Source organism: Pseudoalteromonas sp. M58 (assembly GCF_042604605.1).
Classification (GTDB): domain Bacteria; phylum Pseudomonadota; class Gammaproteobacteria; order Enterobacterales; family Alteromonadaceae; genus Pseudoalteromonas; species Pseudoalteromonas tetraodonis.
Genome location: NZ_CP152390.1, coordinates 1,597,156 through 1,609,517 on the forward strand (window position 1 = coordinate 1,597,156; position 12,362 = coordinate 1,609,517).

12 protein-coding genes are annotated in these 12,362 nt (G+C 40.9%); 10 read left to right on the plus strand and 2 right to left on the minus strand.

The features are described 5' to 3' along the window. Positions 1-9: 9 nt before the first annotated feature. Positions 10-690, minus strand: coding sequence for an HAD family hydrolase (locus AAGD16_RS07325; RefSeq protein ID WP_058154559.1), 681 nt, complete (start codon positions 688-690; stop codon positions 10-12). Further along, positions 690-1,400: a bifunctional 2-polyprenyl-6-hydroxyphenol methylase/3-demethylubiquinol 3-O-methyltransferase UbiG gene (gene ubiG / locus AAGD16_RS07330; protein ID WP_028835280.1), complete on the minus strand. Its 711-nt coding sequence runs from the start codon at positions 1,398-1,400 to the stop codon at positions 690-692. The genes AAGD16_RS07325 and ubiG overlap by 1 nt, the downstream gene beginning before the upstream one ends. 178 nt (positions 1,401-1,578) lie before the next feature. On the opposite strand from ubiG, the gene gyrA reads away from it, so the two are divergent. The 10 genes from gyrA (at position 1,579) to AAGD16_RS07380 (ending at position 12,317) form a co-directional block, all read left to right on the plus strand. Then, on the plus strand, positions 1,579-4,278 hold the full coding sequence (gene gyrA / locus AAGD16_RS07335; RefSeq protein WP_064662744.1) for a DNA topoisomerase (ATP-hydrolyzing) subunit A: 2,700 nt from the start codon (positions 1,579-1,581) through the stop codon (positions 4,276-4,278). Positions 4,279-4,376: 98 nt separating this feature from the next. Further along, positions 4,377-5,459, plus strand: a complete 1,083-nt coding sequence (serC, locus tag AAGD16_RS07340) for a 3-phosphoserine/phosphohydroxythreonine transaminase (RefSeq protein ID WP_036956455.1) — start codon at positions 4,377-4,379, stop codon at positions 5,457-5,459. Next, positions 5,459-6,736 (plus strand): 3-phosphoshikimate 1-carboxyvinyltransferase, encoded by a 1,278-nt coding sequence (gene aroA / locus AAGD16_RS07345; protein ID WP_377114627.1) that lies wholly within the window; start codon positions 5,459-5,461, stop codon positions 6,734-6,736. The genes serC and aroA overlap by 1 nt, the downstream gene beginning before the upstream one ends. Positions 6,737-6,843: 107 nt before the next feature. Then, a complete protein-coding gene (cmk, locus tag AAGD16_RS07350; RefSeq protein ID WP_016899929.1) occupies positions 6,844-7,554 on the plus strand; it encodes a (d)CMP kinase in 711 nt (236 codons plus the stop codon). A gap of 95 nt (positions 7,555-7,649) precedes the next feature. After that, positions 7,650-9,317, plus strand: coding sequence for a 30S ribosomal protein S1 (gene rpsA, locus AAGD16_RS07355; protein ID WP_002961176.1), 1,668 nt, complete (start codon positions 7,650-7,652; stop codon positions 9,315-9,317). A gap of 67 nt (positions 9,318-9,384) precedes the next feature. After that, entirely contained in the window at positions 9,385-9,672 is a 288-nt protein-coding gene (gene ihfB, locus AAGD16_RS07360) for an integration host factor subunit beta (RefSeq protein WP_008114744.1), read from the plus strand. 21 nt (positions 9,673-9,693) lie between these two features. Then, a complete protein-coding gene (locus AAGD16_RS07365; protein WP_008114742.1) occupies positions 9,694-9,975 on the plus strand; it encodes a lipopolysaccharide assembly protein LapA domain-containing protein in 282 nt (93 codons plus the stop codon). A gap of 2 nt (positions 9,976-9,977) precedes the next feature. Continuing rightward, a complete protein-coding gene (gene lapB / locus AAGD16_RS07370) occupies positions 9,978-11,114 on the plus strand; it encodes a lipopolysaccharide assembly protein LapB (protein WP_377114633.1) in 1,137 nt (378 codons plus the stop codon). A 33-nt stretch (positions 11,115-11,147) separates the two neighbouring features. Further along, the gene (pyrF, locus tag AAGD16_RS07375) at positions 11,148-11,852 is read left to right on the plus strand and encodes an orotidine-5'-phosphate decarboxylase (RefSeq protein ID WP_016899932.1); all 705 of its coding nucleotides are present in this window, start codon (positions 11,148-11,150) and stop codon (positions 11,850-11,852) included. A 90-nt stretch (positions 11,853-11,942) separates the two neighbouring features. Then, positions 11,943-12,317 carry a hypothetical protein gene (locus tag AAGD16_RS07380; protein ID WP_016899933.1) on the plus strand — a complete coding sequence of 125 codons (375 nt, stop codon included), beginning with the start codon at positions 11,943-11,945 and terminating at the stop codon, positions 12,315-12,317. Positions 12,318-12,362: the final 45 nt, after the last annotated feature.

Genomic DNA, 12,362 nt, shown 5'->3' on the forward strand with positions numbered 1-12,362 from the left:
AACATGGCACTATATGTGGTTAAATGCATCTATAGGACTGTGCCAATTAAAATCCGCATTCCAAGCCAATGCCTCGTCAACACTCGGTACATATCCCCATAGTGCGGTTGCGGTGTGCATATTGGCTGCTTTACCTGCTTGAATGTCACGCTGCGCATCACCTATATATAAGCAACGCGAAGGATCAACACTCATTTGCTCAGCGCAATACAGTAAAGGAAGGGGTGAGGGCTTAGATTCAGCTAAGGTATCACCGCTTATCACAATACGTGCATTTTTTAATGCAGGAATCGCCTTGACTAAAGGATCAGTTAAAAATCCGGGCTTATTAGTCATAATTCCCCAGGGTATTGCTTTGTTATCAAGTGCGATTAGTAATTGCTCTATTCCTACAAAACATCGAGTATGGGTGGCAATATTGGCAGCGTATTGCGTGACTAGCTCATGTAAAAGTTGCTCTTGCGGCTGTTGTGCCCAGCTTTCTTTAAAACCAGCAGCCAATAAAGCGGCAGCACCGTTTGAAGCCGCGGGGCGATATATATCACTGCCCACTTGGGGCTGTTGATGATTTTGCAGCACGGTGTTTAGTGCGGCGCCTAAATCATCAGCGGTATCGAGTAAAGTGCCATCTAAGTCAAACAGCAATGCTTGATATTCCATTGGGACAATGGGGGTTTGAGAGCTTGCCATTACGCTAACTTCTCAAAATGCAGCATATAATTTACGCTTACATCATCATTCATTGTGTATTGCTTAGAAAGCGGGTTGTAACTTAAACCAGCACTGGCACGTACTTTTAAGCCAGCTTGCTCTGCCCATGCAATTAATTGTGCAGGTTTAATAAACTTTTTATGGTCATGGGTACCCTCTGGGACCATTTTTAACAGTTTTTCTGCACCGACAATAGCGTATAAGTAAGCTTTTGGGGTTTTATTAAGAGTAGAGAAAAAAACATCAGCCCCAGGTTTTGCTAATTTAGCCACCGCATGAATAATAGAAGCAGGGTCGGGGACGTGCTCTAACATTTCCATACAAGTGATCACATCAAAGCGCTCAGGGTGCTCATCTGCAAACTGCTCTGCAGGTACTTTTATATACTCAACGGGGACACTTGTTTCTAAGCTGTGTAACTTAGCTACGGTTAAAGGCTCTTGGCCCATATCGATGCCTGTTACGTTTGCGCCCATTCGCGCCATGCTGTGACTTAAAATGCCACCACCACATCCTACATCTAGGGTTTCTTTATCAAATAATCCTTTGGTTTTGTCTGCGATGAAATCTAATCGTAATGGATTAATTTCGTGAAGCGGCTTAAATTCGCCTTCTAAATCCCACCAACGTTCTGCGATGGCTTCAAACTTTGCTATTTCTGCGTTATCTACATTTTGATGTTCGGTCATAAAATACTTCCTCGTCAATCTGAGGCCATTATATAGGCCTAAATTGATAAATCGCAAAGTTTTGCGCCTGTAAATTAAAATTAATTGTGATAGCATGGTTACTTAGAAATAATAACAAACACTCTTAATACCTAATACTGGGTTGTTAAGAGCTGATACTGAAGGAATGTGATATCAAATGACTGATCTCGCCAATGAAATTCTGCCAGTCAATATTGAAGACGAGTTAAAAAACTCCTACTTAGATTACGCCATGAGTGTAATTGTAGGACGTGCATTACCAGACGTACGTGACGGTTTAAAACCTGTTCACCGCCGCGTTTTGTTTGCAATGAACGAGCTTAGTAATGACTGGAACAAGCCTTACAAAAAATCGGCCCGTGTGGTCGGTGACGTAATCGGTAAATACCACCCACACGGCGACAGTGCAGTTTATGACACCATCGTACGTATGGCTCAGCCATTCTCACTGCGTTACATGCTAGTAGATGGTCAGGGTAACTTTGGTTCGGTTGATGGTGATTCTGCAGCGGCAATGCGTTATACAGAAGTACGTATGGCAAAAATGTCGCACGAATTATTAGCCGATCTTGAAAAAGAAACGGTTGATTTTGTGCCTAACTACGATGGCACAGAGCAAATTCCTGATGTGTTACCCACTAAAATACCTAACCTGTTAGTTAATGGTTCATCGGGTATTGCGGTTGGTATGGCAACAAATATTCCGCCACATAACTTAACAGAAGTCGTGAATGGCTGTTTAGCGCTTATTCAAAACCCTGAATTGACCATTACGGAGTTAATGGATTACATTCCTGGGCCTGATTTCCCAACTGCGGCGATTATTAACGGTAAAAAAGGCATTGAACAAGCTTATCAAACCGGTCGTGGTAAAGTGTACATGCGTGCGCGTGCTGACATCGAAACCGATGAAAAGACGGGTCGCGAAACCATTATTGTTCATGAAATCCCTTACCAAGTTAACAAAGCACGTTTGATTGAAAAAATCGCCGAGCTAGTTAAAGATAAAAAAATTGAAGGGATCAGCGCATTACGTGATGAATCAGATAAAGACGGTATGCGTATCGTTATCGAGATCAAACGTGGTGACGTAGGTGAAGTTATTTTAAACAACCTTTATGCACAAACTCAGTTGCAAACTGTGTTTGGTATGAATATGGTTGCGTTAATTAATAACCAACCTAAGTGTTTCAACTTAAAAGAAATGCTTGAAGAGTTTATTATTCACCGCCGTGAAGTTGTTACCCGTCGTACGGTATTTGATTTACGCAAAGCCCGCGACCGTGCGCATACGCTAGAAGGTTTAGCGATTGCACTGGCTAACATTGACCCAATTATCGAACTTATCCGTAAGTCGCCAACACCTGCTGAAGCAAAAGTTGCATTAACAGCGCGTCCATGGGAATTAGGTAATGTTAAAGCCATGCTTGATAAAGCAGGCGAAGACAACGTGGCACGCCCAGATTGGTTAGCAAGCGAGCTTGGTATTCGTGATGGTCAGTACTATATTTCTGAGCAACAAGCTCAAGCAATATTAGACTTACGTTTACATAAACTTACTGGTCTTGAACACGAAAAAATTCTTACCGAATATCAATCATTACTTGAGTTGATTGCTGAGTTATTATTCATTTTGGCAAATCCAGAGCGTTTAATGGAAGTTATTCGTGATGAGCTCGTTGAAATTAAAGAGCAATATGGTGATGAGCGCCGCACTGAAATAAATGCTGCAGCACACGATATTAGCCTTGAAGATTTAATCAACGAAGAAAACGTAGTTGTTACGCTTTCACATGAAGGGTACGTTAAGTATCAAGCATTAACTGATTACGAAGCGCAGCGTCGTGGTGGTAAAGGTAAATCAGCAACTAAGATGAAAGATGAAGATTTCATTGAACGTTTATTGGTTGCCAATACGCACGATACTATTCTTTGTTTCTCTACAGCGGGTCGTTTATATTGGCTTAAAGTATACCAGTTGCCACTTGCCAGTCGTGCAGCGCGCGGTAAGCCAATTGTTAACTTATTACCACTTGAAGCAGATGAACGTATTACTGCAATCTTGCCAGTACGCGATTATGAAGATGATAAGTACATCTTTATGGCGACAGCATTTGGTACGGTTAAGAAGACGCCATTAACGGCATACAGTCGTCAACGTGCAAGCGGTATTATTGCGGTTAACTTAAACGAAGGTGATAGCTTAATCGGTGTTGATATTACCGATGGCAGCAACGAAATTATGTTGTTCACTGATGCGGGTAAAGTTGTTCGCTTTAAAGAAGCTGAAGAAACGGCTGTCGTTGATGAAAATGGTAACCCAGTACTAGACGAAGAAGGCAAACCTGAAATCCGTTTCAAAGGTGTACGTCCTATGGGCCGTACTGCAACGGGTGTTCGTGGTATTAAGATGCCAGACGATCAGCGTGTTGTATCACTTATTGTACCAAAGAATGATGGTGCAATATTAACAGTGACAGAAAATGGCTACGGCAAGCGTACCCAACTTGAAGATTACCCATCTAAGAGTCGTGCAACTCAAGGTGTTGTATCAATCAAAGTGAGTGAGCGTAACGGTGCTGTTGTTGGTGCTGTACAGGTTGATGACAACGACGAAATAATGATTATTTCGAATCGTGGTACCTTAGTGCGTACTCGCGTTAATGAAGTTTCTACGGTTGGACGTAACACTCAAGGTGTTATTTTGATCAGAACTATTGACGAAGAGCAAGTAGTTGGTTTACAACGTATAGAAGAAATTGAAGTGACTGAAAGTGACTTGGTTGATATCGAAGACGTTGAAACAGTAGATACAGTTATTGATGAAGTGGCGGATGACAATCCTCCTTCAGAATAATTAGATTGAAAAAAGCGGCCTTGGCCGCTTTTTTTATGTGGTTGAAAAAAATTAAATTAGTTTAATTCAAGTTAAATTACTGGAATGAGGAAAAGGTAATGAGTATATATAATTTTTGTGCAGGCCCTGCAATGTTACCACCGGCTGTTATGCAAAAAGCGCAAAAAGAGTTTTTAAACTGGCAAGGTCTTGGTGTATCGGTGATGGAAATAAGTCATCGTAGTCATGAATTTTTAGCATTAACCGCTAAATGTGAAGCCAGCCTGCGTCGTTTAATGAATATAAGTGACGAGTTTGAAGTGCTATTTATGCACGGTGGTGGTCGAGGTCAATTCAGTGCCGTACCTTTAAACCTTCATGTTAACGGTAAAAAAGCAGTTTATTGTGAAAATGGCGTTTGGTCAAAAAGTGCAACCAGCGAAGCCGATAAGTTTACAAATACACACGCTGTTGATGTGCGCAATGATGATAACGGCCTGTTTTCTATTAAGCAGGTAGCCGATTGGGTTTTACCTGCTGATGCGGCTTACATTCACTATTGCCCGAATGAAACCGTAGACGGCCTTGAAATATTTGATGTACCCAGTCATCCAACGGCGCCGATTGTGGCCGATATGTCGTCGACTATTTTATCGCGCGAAATTGACGTTAATAAATTTGATTTAATCTACGCGGGTGCACAAAAAAATATCGGTCCGTCGGGCATTGCTATTGTGATTGTTCGCAAAACGCTACTTGAGCGTGAAGGGCTCGCCAAGCCGGGTATTTTAGATTACGCCCTTGAAGCAAAACAAGGCAGCATGTTTAACACCCCACCGACTTTTGCTTGGTATTTAGCGGCAGAAGTATTTGCATGGCTTGAGCAAACCGGGGGTGTAAAAGCCATGGAAGCTCATAATATTGCCAAAGCGCAGCTGCTTTATGATTTTATTGATGGTTCAGATTTTTATACCAATAAAGTAGCGAAGCATTGCCGTTCACGTATGAATGTGCCTTTTTGGCTGGTTGATGAAAGCTTAAATGATAAGTTTGTTAAAGAGTCAAAAGAAGCGGGCTTGTTAGCGCTTGAAGGTCATCGTATTGTTGGCGGGATGCGCGCCAGTATTTATAACGCGATGCCATTGGAAGGTGTACAAGCCTTAGTTGACTTTATGGCTAACTTCGCCAAGGAGAATAGTTAATGGAGCAACTTTCCTTAGCCCCTATTTCACAAGTGAATGGCAGTGTGACATTACCGGGCTCAAAGAGTTTATCAAACCGAATTTTATTATTAGCAGCATTATCTAACGGCACCACGGTTGTTGAAAACTTACTCGACAGCGACGATATTCGCCATATGTTGGGTGCGTTAAAGCACTTGGGCGTTAATGTAACGCTTAATACTGAGCGCACCGTAGCGACCGTAGAGGGTGTGAGTGGCGTGTTTAATACGCCAACTGAGCCGTTGTTTTTAGGTAATGCAGGTACAGCGTATCGGCCATTAACGGCAGTACTGAGTGCGATTGCTGGTGAGTATGAGTTAATTGGTGAGCCGCGCATGGAAGAGCGCCCTATAGGGCATTTAGTTGATGCTTTACAAGCGCTCGGGGGTGATGTTAGTTATTTAAAAAATAAAGATTACCCACCACTTAAAATTATCGGTGGGCAAATAGCCGGCGGTGAAGTCGAAATTGACGGCAGTATTTCAAGTCAATTTTTAACGGCGCTGCTCATGGCTGCGCCGTTATTTAAAGGCGATACACACATTAAAATTAAAGGTACCTTAGTCTCTAAGCCTTATATTGATATTACGCTGGATGTGATGGCGCGCTTTGGTGTAACTGTTGAGCATGATAATTACACCACGTTCTTCGTTAAAGGTGCTCAGCAATACCAAGCGGTTGAGCGCATAATGGTTGAAGGTGATGCTTCATCGGCTTCTTATTTTATTGCTGCTGCAGCAATTGCCGGTGGCGAAATAGAAATTAAAGGCGTTGGCGCTAAATCAGTTCAAGGTGATATTGGCTTTGCTAAAGTGATGGAGCAGGTTGGTGCCAAAATTGATTGGTATGACGAGCGCTTAGTGGTACGTAAAGGTGAATTAAAAGGTGTTGATATCGATGCCAATGCTATTCCTGATGCGGCGATGACCCTTGCAACAGTGGCGTTATTTGCAGATGGTCCAACCGCTATTCGTAATATTTATAACTGGCGCGTAAAAGAAACTGATCGCTTACATGCAATGGCGACAGAGCTGCGTAAAGTCGGTGCAGAGGTAGTTGAAGGTGAAGATTTCATCGAAATAACACCGCCAAAACACTTTAACGATGTGGCGATTGATACCTATGACGACCACCGTATTGCAATGTGCTTTGCAATGGTGGCAGTAGGGGGTAAGCCCATAACGATTAACGATCCGGCCTGTACTTATAAGACATTCCCAACATTTTTCAAAGTGTTAGCATCTGTCAGTAAATAGGCTATTTATAAGTATTTATAAAAAGTTACATACTAAAAGCGGATAATCTTTATTAATTGGCGTATAATGTGGCGGTTTATTTTGGTGTGCATTGAAGGAGGTTTTAAATGCCGGCGTTATTAATGCCCGTAATCACCGTAGATGGCCCAAGTGGTTCTGGTAAAGGAACTGTTTGTCGCCTATTGGCTGAAAAATTAGGCTGGGATGTGTTAGATAGCGGAGCAATTTATCGCGTACTATCACTTGCAGCACTTCATCACCAAATTGCGTTAGATAACGAAGAAGCACTTGTCCCACTAGCTGCAAATCTTGATGTGCAGTTTTTGATAGACAGTGACACTAATGCAGGAAAGATTATTTTAGAAGGCGAAGATGTTACAACCACTATTCGAAATGAAGAAGTGGGTGCTGCAGCGTCGAAAGTGGCCGCATTGCCGCGTGTTCGAGAAGCGTTGCTTCGCCGCCAGCGTGCGTTTAGAACAGAAAACGGTTTAATTGCCGATGGCCGCGATATGGGCACTGTGGTATTTCCAGATGCGCCATTAAAGATATTTCTAACCGCAAGTGCAGAAGAACGTGCTCGCAGACGTTTTGTTGAGTTGAATGAGCGCGGGCTTGATGTTACACTAAGTGGTCTATTACAGGACATTCAAGCACGTGACGATCGCGATATGAATCGTGCCGTTGCGCCGCTTGTACCTGCAGAGGATGCGATTGAGCTTGATACTAGCGAACTCAACGCACAGCAAGTCTTTGATAAAGTTATAACTTTATTAGATGCGAGCATCTCAGAAGGTAAGCTTCCTAAACGAAGCTAAATACATTTTATGCACCAGCAGGATGCCAGTGCTATTTTAACAACCCCATGCAGCATGGTTGCTTATTGGTATTAATATATGAGACGTATATTCGTATGTCAGAAAATTTTGCGCAGTTATTTGAAGAAAGCTTAAAGGGTTTTGAAGCAGAGCAAGGCTCTATCGTTAAAGGTACAGTAATCTCAATCGAGAACAACATTGTACTTGTAGATGCTGGTCTTAAATCAGAAAGTGCTATCCCTGCAGAGCAGTTCAAAAATGCTGCTGGTGAACTAGAAGTTGCTGTTGGCGACGAAGTAGATGTTGCACTAGATGCAATCGAAGACGGTTTTGGTGAAACTATCCTTTCTCGTGAGAAAGCGAAGCGTCACGAAGCGTGGATCCGTCTTGAGAAAGCATGTGAAGAGCAAGAGACTGTTACTGGTGTTATCAACGGTAAAGTTAAAGGCGGTTTCACTGTTGAAGTTGATTCAATCCGTGCTTTCCTACCTGGTTCACTTGTTGATGTTCGTCCAGTACGTGACACAACTCACCTTGAAGGCAAAGAGCTTGAATTTAAAGTAATCAAGCTTGATCAAAAACGTAACAACGTTGTTGTTTCACGTCGTGCAGTTATCGAATCAGAAAACTCACAAGAACGTGAAGAGCTTCTTGCTAACCTTGTTGAAGGTCAAGAAGTTAAAGGTATCGTTAAGAACCTTACTGACTACGGTGCATTCGTTGACCTTGGTGGTGTTGATGGTCTACTACACATTACTGATATGGCGTGGAAGCGTGTTAAGCACCCTTCAGAAATCGTTAATGTTGGCGACGAAATCGCAGTTAAAGTTCTTAAATTCGACAAAGATAAAACTCGTGTATCTCTAGGCCTTAAACAGCTTGGCGAAGATCCATGGGCAGCTATCGCTGGTCGTTACCCAGAAGGTTCTAAACTTTCTGGCCGTGTAACTAACCTTACTGATTACGGTTGCTTCGTAGAAATCGAAGAAGGCGTTGAAGGTCTAGTACACGTTTCTGAAATGGATTGGACTAACAAGAACATCCACCCTTCAAAAGTTGTATCATTAGGTGACACTGTTGAAGTTATGGTTCTTGAAATCGACGAAGAACGTCGTCGTATTTCTCTTGGTCTTAAGCAATGTATTGCTAATCCTTGGCAGGAATTTGCTCGTCTACAAAACAAAGGCGACCAAGTTACTGGTAAGATCAAATCAATCACTGACTTCGGTATCTTTATCGGTCTTGACGGTGGTATTGATGGTCTTGTACACCTTTCAGACATTTCTTGGAATACACCTGGCGAAGAAGCTGTACGTGAATTCAAGAAAGGCGACGAAATCACTGCTATCGTATTGCAAGTTGACCCAGAGCGTGAACGTATCTCTCTAGGTGTTAAGCAAATCGAAGCTGACCCATTCAATAACTACCTTGATGCAAACAAAAAAGGTGCTATTGTTAAAGGTAAAGTGACTGAAGTTGATGCGAAAGGCGCAACTGTTGAACTTATCGAAGGCGTTGAAGGTTACATCCGTGTAGCTGATATCGCTCAAGAGCGCGTTGAAGATGCAACTACTGTTGTTTCTGTAGGCGACGAGATTGAAGTTAAATACGTTGGTGTTGATCGTAAGAACCGCACTTTAAGCTTATCTGTTAAAGCTCTTTTCGAAGCAGAAGAGAAAGAAGTACTAGAGAAGCTTAAGAAAGAAGAGCCAGTGTTTGAAAACGCAATGGCAGCTGCTTTCGCAAATGCACAAAAAGACTAATTAATTATAGTCTTTTAATTGGAAGGGCAGTTTATGCCCTTCCACTATTTCTTTTTAAGGAAACGCTATGACTAAGTCAGAACTGATAGAAACACTTGCTGAACAACATTCACATATTCCTGTGAAAGATGTTGAGAACGCTGTTAAAGAAATTCTTGAACAAATGGCCGGCTCATTATCTTCTTCAGATCGTATTGAGATCCGAGGTTTTGGAAGTTTCTCTTTGCATTACCGTGCGCCTCGTACAGGCCGTAACCCTAAAACAGGTGAAACTGTAGAGTTAGATGGTAAGCATGTACCTCATTTTAAACCAGGCAAAGAACTACGTGACCGTGTAAACGAGAGCATTGCTTAGTAAACTTATTGGAGTAGTTACTTGTTCAAGGTATTAAAAATTATTCTGGCGGCACTTTTTTTAATTGGTGCATTTGTATTGGGTTCTCAAAACCCACAATTAACACAAATTAACTACATAATAGCCAGTAATACATTACCTTTAGCCGTTATAATAAGTATCTGCTTTTTGCTAGGTGTTGTAGTGGGTTGTTTTGTGAGTTTTAAATTGTTCACGCAATTAAAGTGGCAAAATTACCGTTTAAAAAAGCAATTAACGCCTGAAAAAGATAATAAAAAGCGTATTGCCAACAAAGACACCTAATTATGATTGAGCTGTTGTTTTTACTGCTTCCCGTTGCTGCCGGTTATGGTTGGATCATGGGGAAAAACAGTGCAAAAAATCAGGCTCATCAGTTTAACCGTCAAATTACTTCTGAATACAGTAAAGGCTTAAAGTTTTTACTGGACAGAGAAGAAGATCAGGGGCTTGAGCATTTAATTAATTTGCTCGAAGTAGCTGCTGACTCTGTTGAACATTATTCTACTTTAGCCACCATGTTTCGCCGCCGTGGTGAGCTTGACCGCGCAATAAAAATTCATGAACTGCTGCTAAAACACCCAAGTCTTAACGAAAAACAAGCCGCTAATAGCCGTTTAGAACTAGCCGAAGATTATATTATGGCTGGCTTATTAGACAGCGCAGAAGAACATTTAATATGGCTGGTAAAAAATAGCCATGTAGATGCACTCGATCCGATAATTTCTTTATATTCACAAACCCGTGAATGGCAAAAAGGCATTAATATGTTTGAAGCGCATACTGAGCTTTTTTCAAAAGAACAACACTTTAAAGCCATCGCTAATTTTTACTGTGAGTATGCCATTGCCAGTAATAACCCACAACTTATGCGTAAAGCCATTAGCTTAAACTTTAAAACAATTAGGCCTTTATATGAGCTTGGACTGTCAGCTTATACCAAAGAAGATTACGTCAAAGCAATTTACTATTGGCGAGAATTAATCTGCCAATTTACTTTTTTTGCGCCATTGTTTATTGAAAAGTTAGCTCACAGCTATAAGCAATTAAAATTAACTCACCAATTTCATGAACTCATTACTGAGTTACTAGAAAAGGGTGGAGTGATGATAAAAATACAGCATTGCCAAGCCTTGCTTGAGCAAGGACACACTGAACAAGCCTTTGAATTTTTAACTGATAATTTAAAACGTCAACCCACTATTCGTGGCTTTAGTTTTTTATTACAGTTAATGAGTACAGAAAATAAAAATACAAAAGATGTGCTTAATCAAATCGATAAACTTGTTACTTCTTACATTGCCACTAAACCTGACTTTCAATGTCAGCATTGTGGCTTTACTAGCTACACCATTTATTGGAATTGCCCTTCATGTAAACACTGGGAAACCATTGTGCCTAGCAGAGGCTTAGACGGATTTTAATCTTTATACTTTTCGCTCACTAGTAGGATAGTTATGTCTTTCGAAAAATCAAAAAAAATTCTTATCGCGCTTGATTATGATGATCAGCAAACTGCTTTAGCATTTGTAAAACAGTTATCACCAGATACCTGTCGATTAAAAGTGGGCAAAGAAATGTTTACTTATTTTGGTCCTGCATTTGTTAAAGAATTGGTCGATTTAGGTTTTGATGTATTTTTAGATTTAAAGTTTCACGATATTCCAAACACCGTTGCTAAAGCGGTGACTGCTGCGGCTAAAATGGGTGTATGGATGGTCAATGTACATGCATCGGGCGGTTATGAAATGATGCATAAAGCTAAACAAGCACTCGAGCAGTTTGGCGACAAAGCGCCATTACTGATTGCGGTAACTGTATTAACCAGCATGGACGAAGCTGAACTTGAGCGTTTAGGTATAACTAAATCACCCCAAGAGCAAGTTATGCATTTAGCTAAATTAACAAAGCAAGCAGGACTTGACGGTGTTGTTTGTTCCGCGCAAGAAGCGCAAAGTTTAAAGGCTGCTTTAGGGAAAGAGTTTAAATTAGTTACGCCAGGTATTCGCCCAGCGGGAAGTGATGCAGGCGATCAAAAACGTATTATGACACCTAAAGAAGCGATTGAAGCGGGTAGTGACTATTTAGTGATTGGGCGTCCGATCACTCAGGCACAAAACCCTGTAAAAGTACTAAATGATGTAAATGAATCAATAGCTTAAATTAAAAATTAGCATAATTGAGAGCAGTTCCTTACAACTGCTTTTCTTTGTGCTACATTTAAATTATGGGTGTGCAGTGAGGGATTTGCTTTGCGTATAATAATATTTTTAGTTGTAATTATCATTAGTGGCTTTGCTGTTAATAAATATGTTTTTTCAACTAAAATGTATGATGATGTTTCAAACGTTACTGACTTGGTATCTGGTTACCCCGTTGATTTATTCAAGTTTAAAAAAATTGCTCAAAATTATGCCCAGCATCTGTGTTACACCAATGAAGGTGTGTTAGCAGGAATAGATGTTAGCAGCAGAGACTGTGTTGCGACACATGATGAAATGCAAAATGAGTGTACAGAAAAAGTTTTTAGGCTAGCGCCGTTAAATCTAGATTCTAAAAAAGAATTAATTGAATACTCAAATGAATATTCTCGCTGTACCTTACCTTATAAAAATATTAGGTTATAAATTTCAGATACTAAAAAGCCACTTAGGTTTAAAACTTAAGTGGCT

Excerpts from the sequence above, each read along its gene's own strand:
- AAGD16_RS07325 (WP_058154559.1), bottom strand. The coding sequence starts at position 690 with ATGGCAAGCTCTCAAACCCCCATTGTCCCAATGGAATATCAAGCATTG.
- ubiG (WP_028835280.1), bottom strand. The coding sequence starts at position 1,400 with ATGACCGAACATCAAAATGTAGATAACGCAGAAATAGCAAAGTTTGAA.
- gyrA (WP_064662744.1), top strand. The coding sequence starts at position 1,579 with ATGACTGATCTCGCCAATGAAATTCTGCCAGTCAATATTGAAGACGAG.
- serC (WP_036956455.1), top strand. The coding sequence starts at position 4,377 with ATGAGTATATATAATTTTTGTGCAGGCCCTGCAATGTTACCACCGGCT.
- aroA (WP_377114627.1), top strand. The coding sequence starts at position 5,459 with ATGGAGCAACTTTCCTTAGCCCCTATTTCACAAGTGAATGGCAGTGTG.
- cmk (WP_016899929.1), top strand. The coding sequence starts at position 6,844 with ATGCCGGCGTTATTAATGCCCGTAATCACCGTAGATGGCCCAAGTGGT.
- rpsA (WP_002961176.1), top strand. The coding sequence starts at position 7,650 with ATGTCAGAAAATTTTGCGCAGTTATTTGAAGAAAGCTTAAAGGGTTTT.
- ihfB (WP_008114744.1), top strand. The coding sequence starts at position 9,385 with ATGACTAAGTCAGAACTGATAGAAACACTTGCTGAACAACATTCACAT.
- lapB (WP_377114633.1), top strand. The coding sequence starts at position 9,978 with ATGATTGAGCTGTTGTTTTTACTGCTTCCCGTTGCTGCCGGTTATGGT.
- pyrF (WP_016899932.1), top strand. The coding sequence starts at position 11,148 with ATGTCTTTCGAAAAATCAAAAAAAATTCTTATCGCGCTTGATTATGAT.